Source organism: Paenibacillus sp. J22FR83, assembly GCF_059691955.1.
Genome location: NZ_JCAUAM010000001.1, coordinates 589781 through 610528, shown reverse-complemented (window position 1 = coordinate 610528; position 20748 = coordinate 589781). Strand labels below are relative to the sequence as shown.

Here is a 20748-nt window from a genome sequence, read left to right as displayed (position 1 = left end):
GATTACAGGGCGTTAACCGCCATGTAATCCGGAATTCCTATTCGTTTATTCACTTCATCTCTATATCAAACTTGCCTACCATATCACTTAATTCCACTGCAACCGTTGAGAGATTGCTGGCGAAAGTTGAAATGCTTTGTAAGGATGATTCCTGCGTCAGAACCGACTCCATAATTTTGTTAGTACTGTGCGCTGTTTTTCTTGATATTCCTCCCAATTCTCCCATCATGGCAGTCACTTGCTCTGTACTTGCAGACATTTCTTGGGTAGCGGATGAAATATCGATAACTTGATTCGACACGACCTGCGATGCATCCAAAATATTAGTAAAGGATTCTCCAGTGTTTTTGGCAATCTCCAATCCTTTTAGGGTCTCATTGGTACCTTGTGCTACGAATGTAGCTGTGTTGTGCGTCTCTGATTGAATGTCGGCAACAAGCGTTTCAATCTGACTTGTCGAATTTTTTGATTGATCAGCAAGCTTACGAACCTCAGCAGCTACAACTGCGAACCCTCTGCCATGTTCGCCTGCCCGAGCAGCTTCAATACTTGCGTTCAATGCAAGTAGATTGGTTTGAGCAGTTAAGTCCTTAATGAGGTTGAGAATACTACCAATCTCTTCTGATTTCGATTCAAGGAGCTTGATTGTATCTGCGGTAGAAATCGAGTTCGTATTGATGCGTCCCATTTGATCCGAGATCGTTTGAGCAGCCATATTGCCTTCTTCGGACAGATTTTTCATAGCATGAGAAGCAGTGGCAACTTCGGTCGCGTTTTGAGCAATGACTTGCAAAGAAGCTGCAATTTCTTCAACGGATCGTCCGCATTCTTCTGTAGAATTTTTTTGCTGGTCAACATGCGTATTCATATCTCTAATTTCTGTTGTGATCAGCTCAATACTGTGACGATTGTCTTCCGTAATGCTGAACAGTTCGTTGGAAGCGTCGGATACATTTGAAGCTGTTTGTTTAATACTTAATAATATTCCGCGAATGTTAGAAAGCATCATATTGAATTTCTGATTTAATTCGCCGAAACCGCCGTTTTCCTCCAAGGTGAAATTGAATTTCCCGTTAGAAGCTTGTTCGATGCCTCGCATTAATTGGTTGATCGGCATAAGTGTTCTTCTTGCCACCCAATATTGCGCCCCGCCACAAATCACCAAGGCGATTAAGAGTAATATGATCGAACGCAGGAGGAACGATTTTTGAGCATCGGGAATTACTTTAGCGTCTACATCCACGCCAAAGTAAGCTGCAACATTGCCACTATCGTCAATAATTGGATAAAGAACGCTGACCCATGTGCCGTAATCATCTTTATAGTATGAAGTGAAGGTCTCGGTTTTGGTTTTCAACATGCTTTTTAAACCGTTGGCGATCTCTTTCGGTTGCTCATACATATCTCCGATGTTCAAACCTGCTTCTTTAAAAGCTGTAACAACGTGACTCGGGAACGAAATCAACGATGTTTTATTCCCATCTGCTAACTCAACCCCAAATATGTAAGCTTGCGCTACATTGGCATTAAAGGCAGTGTAACTATCAAATTGCTTGGTTAATCGTTGCTGTTCGCTTGCTTCATAGCTTTTATCGCTTAGTGCACCCTTGACGTCTTTATAGGTAATGCCTTGTGACCACACGGATGTCATATTATGGGTCTGCTCTCTCAACGTATCTGTTAAAATTCGATTCTGAAAATAAGCGCTGATGGAAATAAGCACTACCCCGATGACTAGCAAATTTAACATCGAGAATAAAAGGTTTTTGCCGAAATAGTTCTTGGTCTTCAATTTAATTACACTCCTTAGATGCTATTTGTTTTGATGTAAAACGCTATAATCTGTGAATATCCCCCATTTTTCGACATTTTTTGAAACTCAGTAGGGATAGAGGCAGAAAAAAAGCCTATCCCAAAATGTTCGGGATAGGCTTACTATCACAAACTGGCGGTTTGGCAGCCATAGCTTCGAAGCTTTAGGCCCATAACTTTGCGCCCTTACCTTTCGATAAGTTTGCCCTTTACAGTTACTACTTACAAAATATTACTATTACAAATTATGACTATTATAAGTTAACAATACATTTCTGTAAATACTATTTGTATATATGTATTGTAAACAAGTGTCAAATATGCGACTTTCAGGCCATACTTAAGTATCGTAATATCGCTGGTGACTTAGGTATATTGCATCAGTCTGCTCCTAAATATAAAAGTGTTAGTGTGTGGCTGCTATCAATCCAGTAGGGATCTATCTGGCGACTCGACTCTGAGAATAACAGAAACAGCACCACAATCCCTAAGGTTGTGATGCTGTTTTTGTTGATTACTTATTTTGAATGGATGCTAAACTTGCGCCTTTGGCAAAAAATCGCATGATGCTTTTTTCAACCGCTGGATCCAATATCAATGGAGGCGCTTGGTGCGATTTAATTCGTGCATCAAGCACAACATTATCGCAACCCCAATGTTTATTTTCATAGAAACTGTTCACGCCATATATATCATGGGAAGGATTGGAACGTGTGAACGTAGCCCATACGAAATTGTTAATGGACTCGGCCATAAAATGGCTGTCATCACATACGATAATCAATGGACAAGATGGGAGTGACCCCCTTGCTCCAATAGCTTCGCATAAATCTTTCATTTCAACCTGTGTCTCATCGTAATTTTTAAATTCGGAAAGCTGAATCGCGACGATTCCTGGCATCACCAAATGCGCATGATGGACCCCTGATATTTCATTGAAGATGCCGGGAACTTCTAAGCACAAATCCCTTTTTGTATCACCGACTGCTGCGAATACAACCTTGCTGCCGCTATTTAGACCTGTACCGGAGTAATCTAATGTATCGATAGTGGTATTGGTATGAAAATGAAGGTCCCGATGAAGGTCTATTCGAGCCATTATGTAAGTTAAGAATTGCTCGATATTGTGAGCATCCAAAGGCTGATTCTCTTCAGCTGTGATGAATAAGTATTTGGCTAAGCTAACTTGTCCCGTTCCTAGAATTCGATTAGCTATCGTAAGTAACTCTGCTGGCTGCTTGACTTGTTGATAAGGTGTGTACCGTTCGCTACCAATTGCAAAGAGCAGAGGGTGGACGCCCGCAGCATCTACGGCATGAACTTCTTTGACACCTGGAATTTCTTGCTTAATTGCATCGCCTGTGAGTTCATGAATGAGTGCTCCGAACGATGTATCCTCTTGAGGTGGCCTGCCCACAACAGTAAATGGGAAGATTGAATTCTTCTTGGCATATACCTTGTGAACTCTCATTAGAGGAAAAGGATGTGTAAGGCTGTAGTAGCCCAAATGATCGCCGAAGGGGCCTTCGGGCTTGGTTTCACCAGGATATATTTCCCCTGTGATAACAAAATCAGCATCATGACTAATACAATAGCCATCAACATAGCTATAGCGGAAGCGGCGCCCTGAGAGCAAGCCTGCAAATGTAATCTCACTCATGCCTTCCGGCAAGGGCATTACGGCAGACAATGTGTGCGCTGGCGGCCCACCAATGAAACAGCTTACTTTTAAAGGGGCCCCTTGCTTTGTAGCTTTTGCCTGATGGACACCGATGCCGCGATGAATCTGATAATGCAAGCCGATCTCTTTATTTAATTCATATTCGTTCCCGCTTAGTTGAATCCGATACATCCCGAGATTAGAATTCATAATTCCTGGTTTCTCAGGATCTTCGGAATATACTTGGGGCAGGGTGACGAATGCACCGCCATCCTCTGGCCAGTGTTTGATGAGTGGAAGGTCCATAATGCTGATTTCCTCAAAATCAGCTGGAAGACCACTGGTTATTTTTATCGGCAAAGCTTTCCAAGCAGCAAGTCCCGTCCCGATATGTTTGAGTGGGCTTTTCAGTGCCTTCAGGGGATCGTTTCGTAAAGAAATTACGTTTTTCACGCTATCCCAAGTATCTCGAAATATATATTTGCTGCGCTCTACTGTACCAAAAAGGTTGGATACCGCCCGGAACTTAGACCCTTTAACATTCTCGAATAATAAGGCTGGGCCACCAGCTTCATAAACTTTCAAATGTATGGCTGCCATCTCAAGTTCAGGATCCACTTCTTCATGAATACGAACCAAATGTCCATTCTTTTCTAAATCGGCTAAGCATTGCTCTAAATTTGGATAGATCATTATTTTGCTCCAATCAAATAGCTATTCCCCTAAAAGGTTTATGTATAATGTCATTCTACAACAAATGCCAAGAATTAAAAAATAGATTCAAAAAGAAGAACTTTCAAGCCTGAATTGTCCAGGCGTAATGTTCTCGAATTTTTTAAATACTTTGAAAAAATGCCGTGGGTTTTCGTAACCAACTTGCTCTGCGATCGTGTTGATCGGCCATTCCGGATTCTCTTGCATCATTTGTTTTGCTTTGGCAAGTCGAAAGGTATGCAAGTAGTGAAGGAAGGTCAGTCCCATCTCTTTCCGGAACAACATGCTGATGTAATTAGGGTGCATTTGCACATGAGCGGCGACCGCATCGAGCGATAAATCCTGCTTGTAATTTTGTTCCACGAAAACGACGATTTTATCAATGGTATGTAAGTTGGGCTGGTGGTGATTGGTCGTTCGCGTATATTGAATAAGTTGTACGATAATCTCGGAGATCTGAGAGTCTGTATGTAAAATGCTATGCGATACGAATACATTCGTTGCCGTATGTGCACCCCAGATGGTTTCGGGCGTTAGGCCAACCCGTTGCAAATAAACGCCAATACAGATAAGAAACTGCTTGCGCAGCTTGCTATTGCCTTCGGTATTGCCTGGGAAATGAGGCAGTATGGAAAGCACGTCCCTTTCAATCTGTTCGCTGGTAAGCTGATTGTCAATCGATTGTTCAATGTATTGGACAAGATGATCTAAGCGATGATGGTCATGTTCTGATGCCGGTTGATAGAACGTTAATAGGCTGGAGGAAAAGTAGCGATTAAATAGCATCGCAGCAATGGCCTCAACATACAGATCGTGCATGCGTTCGATATCTTTCTTCTGTACACTAACGCCAACGGAATAATCGTTGACTTGCTTCCCATTGATACCGAACATGGCGTCACATGCAAGCTGCAACTCTTCCTCTGTCGGTATCGATTCGCAATTTGCCAACAGAATGGTTTGCCGCAAGAAGCGAGAATGAAAAATATACATTTTATGGAAAATATTTATTTGTTGAGTATCCATGACAGTGAGACTTTCTGCTGTTACAAGCGGTACATGCTCGTTTGCTTGGACTACGATCAACATCGTAAATGGAGCTGGAAACAGGTTGTGCAGCTGTTCAGGCTTTAGCGGCAAGTCATCCAACTGTGTATTGAATAGGATATGTTCTTTGAGTAGTTGTACATCATGCGCGATGATTCGCTGCTGTTCCTCCTCAATGGTTTTACCTATTTGATCAAGCAGGTTAATGAGTTCGTCCTTATTAATCGGCTTCAATAAATAGTCGATGACGTGACAGCGCAGCGCTTGTCTGGCATAAGCAAAATCGTCATAACCGGTTAGAATAACGAATCGGTTGCACAGATGCAGAGCTTGTATTTCCTTAATCAGTGTGAGTCCGTCCATTTCAGGCATATGAATGTCCGTAAGGATTAAATCAGGCTGAAAAGCGGCTAACTTCTGCATGGCATCAATGCCATCCGCAGCGCCAACGATTTCGGTAAACGGTGTTCGTGCCTTCTCGATCATACGGATAATCCCATTTAAGATGATGGGTTCATCATCGACTACCATCAGCTTCATGGTGTTGCCCCCTTAGCTAACTTGAGTATACAGGCGGTCCCTTCATGCAGCTTACTCTCTAGTTGAATTCCGGATCGTTCGCCAAAAAACATTTTTACACGTTCGTTTACATTCATAATACCGAGACCTCCGCCACTTTTCTGCAAACGTTGGACATCCATGGTACCGTTTAATACACCTTGGAGAAGTACAAGCCGTTCTGCCTCAATGCCAATACCCGTATCAACAACGCCAATATACATAAACGCGGTATCTTCCCAAATCCGGATGGAAAGCGAGCCTTGTTTTCGTACATTTGCAATCCCGTGAACAATACTATTCTCAATAATCGGTTGCAGCATATAGTGAGGACATTGGAAATGTTCGATAGCCGCGTCAATCTCATACGTTACTTTCAGGCGATCAGCTAATCTAATTTGCTGGATTTTGATATAGTCTCTAACATTTTCCACTTCTTCTCGCAGCGAAGTCTCGTTCTTCGTTCCAGATAGGCTATAACGGAATAGTTTGCCTAACGTATAGGACATCTCAGCTGCTTCGGGGTCATCGTTGGCTTCAGCAATCATGCGGATCGATTCAAGTGTATTGTAAAGAAAGTGAGGCTTGATTTGCGCTTGCATCATGAGATAGGCTGATTCTTTTCGCAGCATTTCCGAACGATGGACGGTATTAACCAACTCATCCATGCGCCTGATCATCGCATTATAAGAGGAAGTTAAATGTCCGACTTCGTCTTTATTAATTTCTCCGCGATAGAGCGGGAAATGATTCTCGTCAACTTGCCGCATATGCTTGGAAAGCTTCAGAATGCGCTTCGTAATCGAACTGGCGATCAGATAATAGATGCCGGATAGTAATAATAAAAGGAGGGAGACGATGAATACGAGAATATACTTGTTTTTTTTGATCCCAATAAAGACGTTGTCTACTTGCTCCATCATCACGAACTGCAGCTTAAGGTTATCCGAATAAAAGGATTCAATCAGCAACTTATTTCCATTAACGGAATGATAGGCGTATTTGGTATGAGGTTGAAAGGCTTGAGCAAGTAAGGACTTCTCGGATTCTTTGGACAAGGGGATTTTCTGAATATGAGAAATGACCTGATTATCCTGATCAAGCACATAGAAATTGCTTCTGTTATTTAAATTAAGCGATTCCAATAAGGGTTTTATGAAATTAGAGGTTACTTTGATATCCAGAAGACCGATGTCCTGCTCAAAGTTACGATTTCCAATTTTGTGAAAATAATGAAGATTGATGTCTGGATCGGTGCCATTGGTAAATGTTATCCATTTCCCAACACCTAACGGAAGTCTCTTAATGCTTTCGTCCAGCTTGAACTCGTCCATCTTGGCCATTTCTGGTCTGAAAACCATCCCATTCTGCTGCTCCATATAGATGGTCATCCCGTCAATCATGCGATTCGATGACAAAATATATGAAAACAAAGGTCTGATATAGGTCAAAAAATTGGAGACCTGATCAAAATCGCTCCGATAGTTCCCACTTAAATAGGCAATCGTGTTCGAATTGTTTTGAAATAGCTGATAGGCAGATTCGATTTGTACCGTACTTACATTGACGTTATTCAGGACTTGATTCACAATTTTTTGTCTGCCTTGCGCATATTCTTCGAGGAAACTGTTGTAGTTTTGGTTATAAAGAAATAGGCCGAATGAAATAATCGGAATGAAGATGATGAAGATGTAGCCTATGGCCATTTTTTTCACAATCGATAAGTTCTGATAGCTGAAAGCAGGCCTCGATTTCACGGATCACACCACCTTATAAACGGACAGTACCCCCTTAAAAATGATCACTATAATTGTGAGCCGCACTCCGTTATGATTGGAAATGTAAGCGCTTAATACAAACGGATAGTCAATGCACCGAGGGGGAGTACCATGAGTATAGCACTTAAAATGGTAAAGAAAAACTGGCAACTCTATCTGATTATTTTGCCATCACTTGTTTACTTACTCATTTTTAAATACATACCGATGGTTGGCGTACAAATCGCTTTCAAAAACTTTATGGTCACGAAAGGAATATGGGGAAGCGATTGGATCGGTTTCAAACATTTTGTGGATTTCTTCCATCTGCCTATTTTTTGGAGAGTGATCAAAAATACCGCACTCCTCAGTCTTTACTCACTTCTAGTCGGCTTCCCGGCACCGATCATTCTTGCGCTTGCATTGAATGAACTGAGGAACGGAATCTTCAAAAGGACCGTACAGTTAGTCACCTTCGCGCCTTATTTCATATCTACGGTTATTATGGTTTCGATTATTATGCTCTTCCTTTCTCCTCAGCTAGGCTTCGTTCATCTATTAGCGGATAAGTTTGGATTTCCAGCGGAAAACATCATGTCCAAGCCAGCTTACTTCAAAACGGTTTATGTTCTTTCCGATGTATGGCAATTTACAGGATATGCCTCGGTTATTTACATTGCCGCACTGGCAGGGGTAGACCCGCACTTGTATGAAGCTGCAAAAGTAGACGGTGCGTCACGGTTTCAACGAATGATCAATATTGACTTACCAAGCATAATGCCGACGGCGGTCATCTTACTCATTCTGAATGCGGGTCAAATCATGAACGTTGGATTCGAGAAGGTGTACCTGATGCAAAATGCGATTAATGTCGGGGCGTCCGAGGTCATCTCTACGTATGTTTACAAAATGGGCTTGGTCGGAGCGAACTTCAGTTTCTCGGCAGCTGTTGGACTTTTTAATTCAATTGTCAATTTATTACTGCTCATTGTAGTCAATTATGTGGCAAGGAAAAATTCGGAGACAAGCTTGTGGTAGGAGGTAAATGAAATGGTGAATTCCGAGCAAACCGTGCTGCTCAAAGCGAGAAAGGCACCTACACGCATACTTGAAAATAGTGTCGATAGAATGTATTTGTTCTTTGTCTATGTGTTTCTGGTTATTTGCTTAATTATTGTGGCTTATCCGCTCATTTATATCGTTAGTTCATCATTCAGCTCCTCGTCAGCTGTTATCTCGGGCAAGGTGTGGTTGTTCCCAGTTGAACCTACCCTTCGAGGGTACAAAGCTGTATTTCAGAATCCGCAAATCTTGACAGGGTACGGGAATTCGTTGTTCTATCTCTTCTTCGGGACGCTGCTTAGCGTGACGTTGACGATAACTGCGGCTTACCCGCTATCGCGCAAAAACTTTTATGGACGCAATGTGATCACTGCGCTGTTTATTTTTACGATGCTGTTCAACGGGGGGTTAATTCCCTATTATCTGGCTGTCAAAGGAATGGGGTTGCTCGACACCAGATGGGCAATGATTATTCCAGGAGCCATTTCGGTGTGGCAAGTCATTCTTGCAAGAACGTTCTTCCAAACTTCAATCCCTTCGGAATTAACGGAAGCGGCTCATTTGGATGGATGCAGTGATTTTAAATTTCTGCTCCGCATTGTAATTCCTTTGTCTAAACCGATCATTGCCGTTCTCGTGCTTATGTATGCGATAGGTTATTGGAACTCCTATTTTGAAGCGTTGATTTTCTTGAAATCGGCTAACTTATATCCGTTGCAGCTGATTCTACGAAATATTCTGATCTTAAACTCCATTGATCCAACGATGGTCAAGGATGTCAAAGAGCTTGCGGATCGGCAAGGGTTAAAAGAACTTCTTAAGTATTCACTGATTGTCGTGGCGAGTGCACCTGTTCTTATGTTATATCCGTTTGTACAGAAACATTTTGTGAAAGGACTTTTGATCGGCTCTTTGAAAGGTTAAATCTAGTTACACTTTGAGAGGAGGGATGCCAGGAAGCTTGGTAAAGTTGTGTACTTATATGGAATTTGATTAGCTATGAAAAACAAGGAGGGTTTACGCATGGTAAATAAAAGAACCAGAAAGACTTGGTTATCAGCGGTCCTGATTTTATTCATAACTTTGGCTGTAGTGGGCTGCACGTCCAATGATGATGATCCACAAGGCAGTGCAAGTCCAACAGGTGCAGCTAGCTCCGATGGCGGAAAAGACGTGAATGCAACTGGCTTTCCGATTGCCAAAAACAAAATTACGATGAGTGCTTTCGCGCCGCAATCTGCGAATATTGCTGATCTGAATACGAATTGGTTTACCAAATATTTGGAAGGTAAGACGAATATTCATTTGAACTGGCAGCTAGTGCCTGGAGAAACAGCGGCGTTGAATGAGAAAAAGCAGTTGCTGCTAGCAAGCGGCGACTATCCGGATATTTTTATGCAAGGTAATTTAACGAAAGAGGAGCAGCTGTTGTACGGTCAACAAGGCGTCCTACTCCCGTTAAATAAGTTGATTGATCAATACGCGCCGAATATTAAGAAAGCGTTCACAGACATTCCGTACTTGCAGAAGGCGATCACAGCGCCGGACGGAAACATTTATGCCATACCTTCCGTGAATGAGTGCTATCACTGCCAATTCTCTGCCAAAATGTGGGTAAATACGAAATGGCTGCAAAAGCTGGGTCTTAGCGCACCGAAGACAACCGACGATTTCTATAACATGTTAAAAGCGTTTAAGGAAAAGGATCCGAATGGGAATGGTAAAGCAGACGAGATTGCGTTCACGGGCTCACCAACGGGTTGGCATACGGATATTGAAACATTCGTCATGAATTCGTTCGTGTATTTCAATGCGGACAACAATTATTTCATGATGAACGGCGGCAAGCTCGCAACGTCGGTTGATCAACCAGGCTTCAAAAAAGGTCTGCAATTCTTAAACAAACTGTATGCGGAAGGTTTGATAGATAAGGAAGCCTTTACTCAGAAATCAGATGCGCTTTCCCAAAAAGGGAATAGCCCTAATGTAGCGATAGCGGGTGCGATTCCTGCAGGCTGGTTCGGCGAGTTCACAGATGCCTCTCCAACGGCAACGCGCCACAAAGACTATGATCCAATTGCGCCGCTTAAAGGTCCAGATGGCGAGTCGTTTGCAGCTCACTATATTGGCATTGGGAACTCCGTGTTTGCTGTGACGAATAAAAATAAAAATCCGGAAGCTGCCATTCGGCTAGCCGATTATCTGTACTCGGATGAGGGCACGACGCTGTCCAACTTCGGGGAAGAAGGCCGCAACTGGGTGAAAGCGGATGCGAATGATAAGAACACACGCGGTACCGCTGCTAAATTCAAAGTGAAAGAAACGACGTATGGCGTAGGTCAAGTGCAGAACGATCATTGGAATCAAATGGGACCAGGACTTCGTTCATCTGAATATCGCGAAACGGCCTATGCAGCAAGCCAAGACATCTATACGATGGATGGATTGGAAACCCGTCTGTACAAGGCTACCAAAGAATTGTATGAGGGACACCAACCGAAAGATGAGTTCCCTACGGATATTTTCTTAACGAACGATCAGGCCAATCAAGTGAAGCAATTGAAGCCGATTATTACGGATTACGTGAAACAGTCTATGCTGCAGTTCATCATGGGAGCCAAAAGCATTGACAAAGATTGGGACTCGTATGTGAAAGGTCTTAAAGATTCCGGCATGGATCAATTCATCAAAATCTATCAGGATGCTTACGATAAAGTGTATAAAAAATGATGGTTAAGTAACGATTCACGAAAAGGGAGGGAAAACATGAACAAGCGTTGGGAGCGAACAGAGTGGTTCCGGGAAGCACGGTATGGCATGTTTATTCACTGGGGATTGTATGCAATCCCCGCTCGGGGGGAGTGGGTCCGAAGCGTCGAGAAACTGAGTAATGAAGAGTATGAACCCTACTTCCGAGAGTTTCGAGCAGACCGGTATGACCCACGGGCATGGGCCAAGGCAGCGAAGGCGGCGGGTCAACAGTATGCGGTTCTCACAACAAAGCATCATGATGGCTTCTGTTTATTTGACAGCGAGTTTACGGACTACAAAGCGACCAACACGCCTGCGCAGCGGGATTTGATCAAGGACTATGTAGAAGCCTTTCGCGATGAAGGTTTGAAGGTCGGCTTTTATTATTCACTGATTGATTGGCATCATGAGGATTATCCAGCCTATGGAGATCGCATTCATCCGATGAGAGACAATGAAGCTTACAAAGATCGTTCCATTCAATTCGAGCGTTATGCGGATTATTTGCATGCACAAGTGAAGGAGTTGCTTACAAATTACGGCAAAATAGATATCATGTGGTTCGATTTCTCCTACGATGATATGACAGGCGAGAAGTGGCGAGGGGCAGAGCTTGTTACCATGATTCGCTCCTTGCAACCAGACATTCTTATTGATAACCGACTTGGCGGAGATATTAAGAAGTCTGAACCGGAAGTGTATGCCGGCGACTTTTATTCTCCAGAGCAAATCGTTCCTCCTGGCGGCATTGTAGACGAGGATGGACAGAACGTACCTTGGGAGGCTTGTATTACGCTCAACGACAATTGGGGCTATCATGCAAAGGATTTTGCCTATAAATCACCCAAACAGGTCGTTCGAGCTTTAGTCGAATGCATCAGCAAGAATGGCAATATGCTTCTCAATGTCGGACCAGATGCTCGAGGAGAAATTCCAGTTGCGTCCATTCAGATTTTATCCTCGGTTGGTGAATGGATGAGGCGTAACGGCGAAAGCATCTATGGATGTGGAGCGTCCTCGCTTCCTAAGCCCGAATGGGGACGTTATACGCAAAATGGGAATATGATCTATGCCCACGTATTTGATCGCGGCATTGGACCGATTTATTTCCAAGGACTTAAGGGGAAAATCAAGAAGGCAAGACTCCTCGCAGACGGCTCGGAACTGAAGGTTTCCACACCATGGATGGCGGAGCATTACTCGGATATCGAAAGTGGCGCCTTCATACATTTGACGGGTGCGGAACTACCAGATGATAGGGATACTGTCATCGCGCTTGAAATCGAATAAGAGGCGGAGGGGAATCAACGTTGAAAATTGGTCTTAGCACATATAGCCTACTGAGTGCCTTGAAAGCAGGGGAAATGACAGTCCTTGACGTCATTCAATGGATTGCCGATCATGGCGGCGAGCATATGGAAATCGTCCCCTATGGGTTCACACTGGTTGATCAACCTGAGCTAGCAGCCGCAGTCCGCTTGAAGGCGGAGGAAGCTGGCATCGAACTATCCAATTATTCGATGCCGGCCAACTTCGTTCAGGAGACGGAAGAGGCTTTCGAAGCGGAGATAGCGCGAGTTCAGCTCCATGTTGATTTGGTGAATAGGCTAGGCATGACACATATGCGGCATGATGTGACTGCGTTTACTTTGCCGTCTGACAAGATGACGATTCAATGGTTCGAAGCGAATTTGCACGCTATGGTGAGGGGAAGTCGCCTCATTGCCGATTATGCAGCGCAGTACGGGATCACGACAACGATAGAAAACCACGGATTTAGCGTACAGGCTAGTGATCGTGTGCAGCGCGTGCTAACGGAAGTCGATCGGCCTAACTTCAAGACGACGCTGGATATCGGCAATTTTATGTGCGTGGATGAGCATCCGCTTATCGGGGTGCGTAAGAATTTGCCCTATGCGTCACTGATCCATGTGAAGGATTTTTATTTCAGACCGTACGATGAGCACCCTGGCGAAGGTGAATGGTTTACAACAGCGAATGGGAACTATTTAAGAGGTGCAATCGTGGGTCAAGGCGATATCGACATGCGTCGAATTATGAAGCTCATTAAGGATTCGGGCTACGATGGTTATCTTACCATTGAATTTGAAGGCATGGAGGAGTGCAGATCTGCCTCGAAGATTGCGATGAACAATGCAAGACGATTGTGGCATGAGGCGTAGCGAGGATCATTAATAAGTTGGCCTTACGATACTATCGTAAGGCTTTTGACTTTTATTCATGAAGGGGGAGACAGCTGTTGACATTTATCTCAAATTGTATTATCTTTAAATTAAGATATTGTTAGTGATATCTGCAACCGACTTCAAGGAGGTAAACAGGATGATTCCAATTTTGAACCGAATTAATGAACTGAGCAGAATTGAGCGTAGCGTAGGTCTATCTGATATCGAAAAAGGGGAACAGGCAGCACTTCGGACGCAGTATTTACAAATTTTGCGAGGGCAAGTGTTCTCGACACTGTTGAGCGTATCTGTTAGGGATACGTTAGGGAACGATGTAACACCTCAAAAGCTTATTGACAAAAAAATAGCGAATGCTCAATAATTTTTGATTTATATCTTAATATTAAGATTATTAAAATTGAGATAATTTAAGCGTTTGGTGCTGCTAGATTCATACTTGCGGCCCGCTATACAACACATCATTCAGGAGGTTTATTAATGTCTAAACGAATAGGGATTATAGTAGGAAGTTTGAGGGAAAACTCGTTTAATCAAATGATAGCCAATACCATTCCAGAACTGATAGATTCTGCTCAATACGAACTCATATCGATTGCTAATCTTCCCTTGTATAACGCGGATTTGGATCTTGGAGATGGACCAGATACCGTTAGGCAATTTCGCGAGGCGATTCAGAAGACGGATGGTATTCTCATCATTAGCCCAGAGTATAATTCAGGAATACCGGGCGTGTTGAAAAATGCACTGGACTGGGCTTCGACACCAACCAAAACAGCCGTCCTCATTCATAAGCCTGCAGGTGTGATCGGCGCAACACCTGGCGCAAAAGGGACGATTCTATCACAGCAGCAAATCAGGCAAACGTTAGATGCCACCCTGTCCTATGTGATGCCAGCGCAAAAATTGTATATTTCTCAAATCACGGATAAAATTGATCTAACTACTCACAGGCTTACAGATGCAACGACTCGCAAATATGTACAGCGTTATGTGCAAACATTTTTGCAATGGATTGATCAGGTAAATCTGCTGAAAGAGTAGGGAATATAACAAAATTTAATTATATGGAGGCTATTATGGGTAAAATCGCGGTTTTTGGATTTGGACGTATTGGAAGACAGCTTCTTCGGGCGGCGTTACAACAAAATTTGTTTACTCCATTTTCTATCTCGGATATTAAAGACGAAGCAACGCTTGCAGCGCTTTTTGAAGTGGATACCAATTACAAACGTTGGCATGAGAAAGTATCTGCGCAAGAAGGAGCAATCGTCATCGGCGACCGGGAGATTCGGTATTTGAATTCTGCTGGCGAATTGCCGAATTGGGGCGAGTTGGGCGTTGAATTGGTCATAGATTGTACCGGACGAGCTGTTACGAGATCTGTAGCTGAACTGCATTTGGAGCGTGGCGCCAAAAGGGTGCTTGTCAGCGGTCCAAGCAAAACTTTAGAAGATTGCGACGCCGTATTGCTTAAAGGAATCAACTTAGACAGCTTCGATCCGGAAAAGCATAAAATCATTAGCATGGCGAGTTGTACGACCAATGCACTTGCACCGGTTGTCAAATTAGTCAAAGAGAACTTTGGCATTCAATATGGATTATTCTCCACGGTACACTCGTATACAAACACGCAATCGTTAACGGACCAGCCGATGAAGGATCGCAGAGATTCTTGGGCTGCCGCCGAGAACATCATTCCGTCGTCCTCAGGTGCAGCCAAAGCTCTGAAATTCATTTGGAATGATCTTCAGATCACTGGCAAAGCTTACAGGATTCCTACCCGTACAGGAAGCATCGCGGAACTTAATTTGATAACAGAGAAGCGGTGCACGGTTCAAGATATTAACGATATGTTTCGAGAAGCTGCAAGAGCAGGAGAATTAAAAGGCGTTCTTGATGTTCTAGAAGGGGAATGGGCCTCGTCGCGTATTGTAGCTGATCCGCATTCTTCGATTATCGACTTGCCATTAACCCAAGTTCAAGGTGAACTATTGTCTGTCGCTACCTGGTATGACAACGAATGGGGATATGCCTCTCGGTTAGCTGAGGTAGCCGCTTATCTTGTTGCCAAATCATAAGCTGGACGATGGATATCGAACTGGGAACTATAGCTGAATAAACATCAGGAAAAGGCTGCCGACAGCGATGATCGGTAGCCTTTTCAAGTTATGAAGTCAAGACTGACAAAAGTTATATCAAACGTTCGATGATTGTTTAAGCCAGTGAGATAATCAGTAGTTGCTTCTTTACTCAGTTTGAGGGTTTGTGCTTTCGTACTAACTAGAAAATCAATTAAGTAGGCTGTAATGACCCCCCTGTTAGTTAAGGTGAAAATATAGATAATCGTTGGCTGTAGGGCTGCATTTCCCATGTTTAAAAAGAAAACTTCCAAATCTTAATTCTGAACATGAATTCGAAAGAATGGTGGGGACCCAAATGATAGCGGTTCCATTATAATAAGCTACATAGACCGGTGAACATAAAGGAGGAGAGTAAAATGAAAACACCGTTCATTCGCGATTTAATCAGTTACAGAACCATGCTGTTTATGCTGGTCCCTTCCTTATTGTTTGTGGCGTTATTCCAATACGTGCCGATGTTTGGCTTGGTGCTCGCATTCAAACATTATTCATACGGTAAAGGAATTCTGGGAAGCGATTGGAGCGGACTTGATAATTTTAAGTTCTTTTTTATTTCTGGAGATGCCTGGAGAGTGACGCGCAATACCGTGCTTTATAATGTGTTCTTTATCTTCATTAATTTGGTGCTGCAGGTAGGAATCGCAATCTTACTTTCAGAAGTTCGCAGCAAATGGTTTAAGAAAGTTAGCCAATCTGTCATGTTCCTTCCGTACTTCATTTCCTGGGTGGTAGTAGGCTCAATCGCTTACAATTTGTTGAATTTTGAACATGGTACAATCAACACCATATTCCGTAATTTCGGTATGGATCCTGTCAACTTCTACAGTACAACCGGCATATGGCCATACCTTCTCGTATTCTTCTCAACATGGAAAGCTGTTGGTTACGGTGTTGTCTTCTATTTAGCCGCAATTATGAGTATTGATCAGGAGATGTATGAGGCGGCTGAGACCGATGGGGCCAATGTGTTCCAGAAGATATGGCATATCACGATTCCGTGTTTGAAACCGACGATGATCATTCTGACGCTCTTGTCGGTGGGGCACATTTTCCGAGGCGATTTCGGACTTTTCTTTAACATGATCGGTAATAACGGACTCTTGTTTGGTAATACGGACGTCATTGATACGTATGTATACCGATCTTTGGTACAAAACAATGAAATTGGGATGTCAGCGGCTATTGGGCTTTTCCAATCCATTCTTTGTTTTATCACTATTCTCCTCGTTAACGGAGTCGTTCGCAAAGCGGATAAAGACTCGGCTTTGTTCTAAATCCGGAAAGGAGTCTGCACCTGAATGAAATCGGCAGCCAATACCCGAACAGAAATCGCGGTCTTAACGAAGACAACACCCCCGAAGATCCAGATGGACCAATTCGTCCTGAATGTTATCGCTTATGGTTGGGTATCATTCGTAGCACTACTCTGTATCTTACCCTTTTTACTAATCTTAAGTGGATCTGTCACAGATGAAAGAGAAATTATATTGGAAGGTTATAAACTAATTCCTTCTAGTTTGTCCTTCGAGGCTTATCGGTTTATCTTCACGGTTCCTCAAGAGATTCTTCGTGCGTATGCACTAACAACATCCTTGACGATTATTGGTACAACGATTTCGTTATTTCTTGTATCCATGAGCAGCTATGTGCTGCAACGAACTGATTTTAAATGGAGAAATACATTTTCATTCTTCTACTATTTCACTACCTTATTTAGCGGAGGCCTAGTTCCTCTCTATATCCTGGTCGTCAATTACTTGAAATTAAACGATACGTACCTAGTATTGTTGTTGCTTCCATTAATTAACGTGTTCTATATTTTGGTTATGAAAAGTTTTATGAGGAGCATTCCAGCAGCCATTACGGAATCAGCCAAGATAGATGGTGCAGGAGATTTTACGATCTTCATCAGGCTTATCTTGCCTCTATGCAAGCCTGCGCTTGCTACCATTGGATTGTTTGTAGCACTTGGATATTGGAATGATTGGTTCCACTCTTTACTTTTCATTAATAATCACAAGCTCTACACGCTTCAATATTACTTATATCGCGTTATTGGCAGTGTAGATGCGCTCAAAATCGTTGCGGAGAAAAGCGGAATGAATGTACCGGATTTACCAGGCGAAGGTCTTAAAATGGCTCTGACTATTGTAGTTACGGGGCCGATCGTACTGCTTTATCCATTTATTCAACGCTATTTTGTCAAAGGGCTTACCATTGGTGCAGTAAAAGGATAATCCCGGAACACGCCGGTTTATCATAGCATGAGATTTCATAGGGGGGTAGAGCATGAAAGGAATGATGACAATGAAAAGTAACTACAAAAAAGTTTGGAAGGGCATCGTGCCGGCCCTCATGCTGAGCATGTTTGTAAGTGCCTGTGGTGGAGATACTGGCGGTCAAACATCGCCGAACGTGTCCGCAAAGCCATCTGAAAGCGCATCAGCAACGAAAATAGATACTTCAACACCGGTTAAGCTGAAAATGGTTTTGGTGGGTACGAAACCGCCAGATACGGATGAAGTCTACGCGGAAGTCAATAAAATCCTTAAGCAAAAAATCAATGCCGAATTAGAGCTCAGGTATCTAGATTTCAATGAATACAATCAGAAATATCCGCTATTATTTGCTGCTAACGAGGATTTTGACATGATCTTTACCGGAGATTGGGCATTCTACAATGCAACAGCTCGTAAAGACGGCTTCCTTCAATTAACCGAAGATATGCTTAAGAAATATGCGCCAAATACGTGGGAAAAACAAGATAAGGTTGGCTGGGATCAAGCCAAGATTAATGGCAAGATCTATATGGTGCCGAATGATACTTTCGAAAGTAGTTTTAATATAGGTTTGATCCGTGGGGACTTGAGAGAGAAATATAAACTGCCGGAAGTGAAAACACAAGCTGATTTGGCCAACTTCTTGACTACAATTGCTAAGAATGAGAAGGGCATGCTTGGCTTCAGCGGTCCTCCTGCCAAATTAAGTTCTACTGGGATTCCTGTATTTTTCTCTGATATGGAAATGCGCCTCGTTCATGGTAGTGTTACTTTGGTTTATGACTTGAAAAACCCAAATCCGAAGCTTACAAACTATTTGGAAAACCCGAAAACGCTTGAAAAATATAAGATGTTTTATGACATGGCTCAAGCAGGTGTTTGGACGAAGGATGCAATTGTGTCTAAGACGGATTGGAGAAAAGCATTTAAAGAAGGAAAAACGGCAGCTGATTTTGGTAATATATCAACGATGGCTGCCTCCATGGATAGCATTCTAAAAACGAATCCAGAGTGGAAGCCTGAATTAGTTGACGTTAATCCAACGGCGAAACAGTACCAAACGCAACTGACTAGTAATGGAATTGGGATTCATGCAACATCGAAGAATGCGGAGCGAGCTTTGATGGCCCTGGATCTCCTCCGGTACGACAAGGATTTATTTAATTTAACTTTCTATGGGATTAAAGGAAAGCATTGGGAACCAGTAGGCGATAAGAAGTTCAAAACGCTAGCCGCAACTGCCGGTTATCCGCCTGAGGGTGCTAGTCCTTGGGGATGGAGAACACCACTTTCCTTACAAATGGAAGGAGTAGTCGGTGATTTGATTACGGCTACTTACAGCAGATGGAAAGCAACGAATATTGTCCACAGCCCGCTTGAAACGTTTATACTGGATGATTCCAAGATTAAGAATGAGCTGGCGGCACTTGATAATGTCCAACAGACCTATTTGCTGCCGATCGTTCATGGTTTGATCAAAGCGGAAGTTGGCATTCCTCAGGTGCTCGAGAAGCAGAAGCAAGCTGGCATTGAAAAGGTTCAAGCAGAGTTCCAAGCGCAGTTAGATGCGTATATCGCAAGTAAAAAATAAAGAGTGTGGTGGGGCTGCTATGTTGTATTTCACAGAAACGGCAGCTCCACTTCTTTGCCTTGAAAATAAAGCGGTTACAATCTTGGTGTTGAGAGGCAAATTTAATAAGCTCTAGGGGGAAAATGAAATTGGAATCGTTTTGGAAGAGCAGATTATTGGAAATAGAGGAAGCCATGTTGACGGTTCGTAAGGGGAAAGTAAGTGTACTTACATCATCAGCAGGTCAAAGAGACATTTATATGGTGGAATACGGAGTGAAAGAAGATTTCGGTCGGCGAGCGAATTATAATTCTGCTTGCGGTGCTAAGGACCCTGCACATTACGCGAATAAGCCTGAGGACAGCAAGCCGGTTCTTCTCATTATTGGCGGTATCCATGGCGGGGAGTTGGAGGGGATTGTTGCCGTGATGAACCTCATTCAACTGCTCGAAACAGGGGAGGATTACCGGGGGCAAGGGCATGATTATATATTTGAAAATGCCCATCGATTCAGATTGCTTCTTATTCCTTGTATGAATCCGGATGGCAGGGCCCGATTACCAATCGATACGTTGATCGATGTACCTTTCGACAAGACTGTTTACTACATGCAAGGTACCTGGAAAGATGGTTCGTTGTGCAAATGGCCGGACTGCAAGGCTGTGCATCCCATTAAGGAAGCTTCCGATTTCTTAGGCAGCTACTTTAACGATGATGGTGTTAATATCATGCACGATAACTTCTTTGTTCCGATGGCGCGCGAGACTAGTTCTTTGCTTGGATTAGTAGACAGAGAAGCTCCTGATTTTACGGTATTACTGCATGGGGGATCCAACTATGAAAATCATCTCTTGCCAACTTCGTATGTACCACTTGGCATTATGCAAAGGCAGCAGGCGTTCAACGAACAGATTGCAGGCGCCTTTTTGAAGCAAAATCTTCCCTATTCGAAATTGAATCTGATTCTAACTGATGAGGGGACTTATCCTTATCGGGCGTTTAATTTGACGTCGGCGATTCACCATGTATGCGGCGGAATAAGTTTCACATTTGAGTCCAATATGGGGCTGGATGCTCCTGGTATTAAATTAACAGAGGATGAAATTCTGGACAGTCATTTCGTATTATTCGAGGAAATGTTTAGATATACATCAATTTAGTACGACTAGTTTGAACAATAGGAGGCGTAA

16 protein-coding genes and 1 riboswitch are annotated in these 20748 nt (G+C 43.1%); of the genes, 12 read left to right on the top strand and 4 right to left on the bottom strand.

The window, feature by feature from the left end; all coding sequences use genetic code 11:
- Positions 1-49: 49 nt before the first annotated feature.
- The 4 genes from AC58PV_RS02015 to AC58PV_RS02000 form a co-directional block, all read right to left on the bottom strand.
- The gene (locus tag AC58PV_RS02015; protein WP_497430625.1) at positions 50-1792 is read right to left on the bottom strand and encodes a methyl-accepting chemotaxis protein; all 1743 of its coding nucleotides are present in this window, start codon (positions 1790-1792) and stop codon (positions 50-52) included.
- A gap of 152 nt (positions 1793-1944) precedes the next feature.
- A riboswitch (cyclic di-GMP riboswitch) is annotated at positions 1945-2029 on the bottom strand.
- 297 nt (positions 2030-2326) lie between these two features.
- Positions 2327-4165 carry a UbiD family decarboxylase gene (locus tag AC58PV_RS02010; RefSeq protein WP_497430624.1) on the bottom strand — a complete coding sequence of 613 codons (1839 nt, stop codon included), beginning with the start codon at positions 4163-4165 and terminating at the stop codon, positions 2327-2329.
- Between the two features lie 87 nt (positions 4166-4252).
- Positions 4253-5773 (bottom strand): response regulator, encoded by a 1521-nt coding sequence (locus tag AC58PV_RS02005; protein WP_497430623.1) that lies wholly within the window; start codon positions 5771-5773, stop codon positions 4253-4255.
- Positions 5770-7548, bottom strand: coding sequence for a sensor histidine kinase (locus tag AC58PV_RS02000; protein ID WP_497430622.1), 1779 nt, complete (start codon positions 7546-7548; stop codon positions 5770-5772). The genes AC58PV_RS02005 and AC58PV_RS02000 overlap by 4 nt, the downstream gene beginning before the upstream one ends.
- A 132-nt stretch (positions 7549-7680) precedes the next feature.
- Between AC58PV_RS02000 and AC58PV_RS01995 the strand changes: the two genes are divergently transcribed.
- The 12 genes from AC58PV_RS01995 (at position 7681) to AC58PV_RS01940 (ending at position 20718) form a co-directional block, all read left to right on the top strand.
- Positions 7681-8586: an ABC transporter permease gene (locus AC58PV_RS01995; RefSeq protein WP_497430621.1), complete on the top strand. Its 906-nt coding sequence runs from the start codon at positions 7681-7683 to the stop codon at positions 8584-8586.
- Positions 8587-8598: 12 nt separating this feature from the next.
- A complete protein-coding gene (locus AC58PV_RS01990) occupies positions 8599-9534 on the top strand; it encodes a carbohydrate ABC transporter permease (RefSeq protein WP_497430620.1) in 936 nt (311 codons plus the stop codon).
- Positions 9535-9633: 99 nt separating this feature from the next.
- Positions 9634-11340, top strand: a complete 1707-nt coding sequence (locus tag AC58PV_RS01985) for an ABC transporter substrate-binding protein (RefSeq protein ID WP_497430619.1) — start codon at positions 9634-9636, stop codon at positions 11338-11340.
- Positions 11341-11376: 36 nt separating this feature from the next.
- On the top strand, positions 11377-12651 hold the full coding sequence (locus tag AC58PV_RS01980; protein WP_497430618.1) for an alpha-L-fucosidase: 1275 nt from the start codon (positions 11377-11379) through the stop codon (positions 12649-12651).
- Positions 12652-12671: 20 nt separating this feature from the next.
- On the top strand, positions 12672-13544 hold the full coding sequence (locus AC58PV_RS01975) for a sugar phosphate isomerase/epimerase family protein (RefSeq protein WP_497430617.1): 873 nt from the start codon (positions 12672-12674) through the stop codon (positions 13542-13544).
- Positions 13545-13704: 160 nt separating this feature from the next.
- Entirely contained in the window at positions 13705-13929 is a 225-nt protein-coding gene (locus AC58PV_RS01970) for a DUF896 domain-containing protein (protein WP_497430616.1), read from the top strand.
- Positions 13930-14045: 116 nt separating this feature from the next.
- Positions 14046-14609 (top strand): NADPH-dependent FMN reductase, encoded by a 564-nt coding sequence (locus AC58PV_RS01965; protein ID WP_497430615.1) that lies wholly within the window; start codon positions 14046-14048, stop codon positions 14607-14609.
- Positions 14610-14644: 35 nt separating this feature from the next.
- Positions 14645-15646 (top strand): type I glyceraldehyde-3-phosphate dehydrogenase, encoded by a 1002-nt coding sequence (locus tag AC58PV_RS01960; protein WP_497430614.1) that lies wholly within the window; start codon positions 14645-14647, stop codon positions 15644-15646.
- A gap of 419 nt (positions 15647-16065) precedes the next feature.
- On the top strand, positions 16066-16983 hold the full coding sequence (locus AC58PV_RS01955; RefSeq protein WP_436235046.1) for an ABC transporter permease: 918 nt from the start codon (positions 16066-16068) through the stop codon (positions 16981-16983).
- 24 nt (positions 16984-17007) lie between these two features.
- Positions 17008-17946: a carbohydrate ABC transporter permease gene (locus AC58PV_RS01950; RefSeq protein WP_497430613.1), complete on the top strand. Its 939-nt coding sequence runs from the start codon at positions 17008-17010 to the stop codon at positions 17944-17946.
- A 52-nt stretch (positions 17947-17998) separates the two neighbouring features.
- The gene (locus tag AC58PV_RS01945; RefSeq protein WP_497430612.1) at positions 17999-19579 is read left to right on the top strand and encodes an ABC transporter substrate-binding protein; all 1581 of its coding nucleotides are present in this window, start codon (positions 17999-18001) and stop codon (positions 19577-19579) included.
- Positions 19580-19707: 128 nt separating this feature from the next.
- Positions 19708-20718 carry a M14 family zinc carboxypeptidase gene (locus tag AC58PV_RS01940; protein WP_497430611.1) on the top strand — a complete coding sequence of 337 codons (1011 nt, stop codon included), beginning with the start codon at positions 19708-19710 and terminating at the stop codon, positions 20716-20718.
- Positions 20719-20748: the final 30 nt, after the last annotated feature.

Excerpts from the sequence above, each read along its gene's own strand:
- AC58PV_RS02010 (WP_497430624.1), bottom strand. The coding sequence starts at position 4,165 with ATGATCTATCCAAATTTAGAGCAATGCTTAGCCGATTTAGAAAAGAAT.
- AC58PV_RS02005 (WP_497430623.1), bottom strand. The coding sequence starts at position 5,773 with ATGAAGCTGATGGTAGTCGATGATGAACCCATCATCTTAAATGGGATT.
- AC58PV_RS01995 (WP_497430621.1), top strand. The coding sequence starts at position 7,681 with ATGAGTATAGCACTTAAAATGGTAAAGAAAAACTGGCAACTCTATCTG.
- AC58PV_RS01990 (WP_497430620.1), top strand. The coding sequence starts at position 8,599 with ATGGTGAATTCCGAGCAAACCGTGCTGCTCAAAGCGAGAAAGGCACCT.
- AC58PV_RS01985 (WP_497430619.1), top strand. The coding sequence starts at position 9,634 with ATGGTAAATAAAAGAACCAGAAAGACTTGGTTATCAGCGGTCCTGATT.
- AC58PV_RS01980 (WP_497430618.1), top strand. The coding sequence starts at position 11,377 with ATGAACAAGCGTTGGGAGCGAACAGAGTGGTTCCGGGAAGCACGGTAT.
- AC58PV_RS01970 (WP_497430616.1), top strand. The coding sequence starts at position 13,705 with ATGATTCCAATTTTGAACCGAATTAATGAACTGAGCAGAATTGAGCGT.
- AC58PV_RS01965 (WP_497430615.1), top strand. The coding sequence starts at position 14,046 with ATGTCTAAACGAATAGGGATTATAGTAGGAAGTTTGAGGGAAAACTCG.
- AC58PV_RS01960 (WP_497430614.1), top strand. The coding sequence starts at position 14,645 with ATGGGTAAAATCGCGGTTTTTGGATTTGGACGTATTGGAAGACAGCTT.
- AC58PV_RS01955 (WP_436235046.1), top strand. The coding sequence starts at position 16,066 with ATGAAAACACCGTTCATTCGCGATTTAATCAGTTACAGAACCATGCTG.
- AC58PV_RS01950 (WP_497430613.1), top strand. The coding sequence starts at position 17,008 with ATGAAATCGGCAGCCAATACCCGAACAGAAATCGCGGTCTTAACGAAG.
- AC58PV_RS01945 (WP_497430612.1), top strand. The coding sequence starts at position 17,999 with ATGAAAGGAATGATGACAATGAAAAGTAACTACAAAAAAGTTTGGAAG.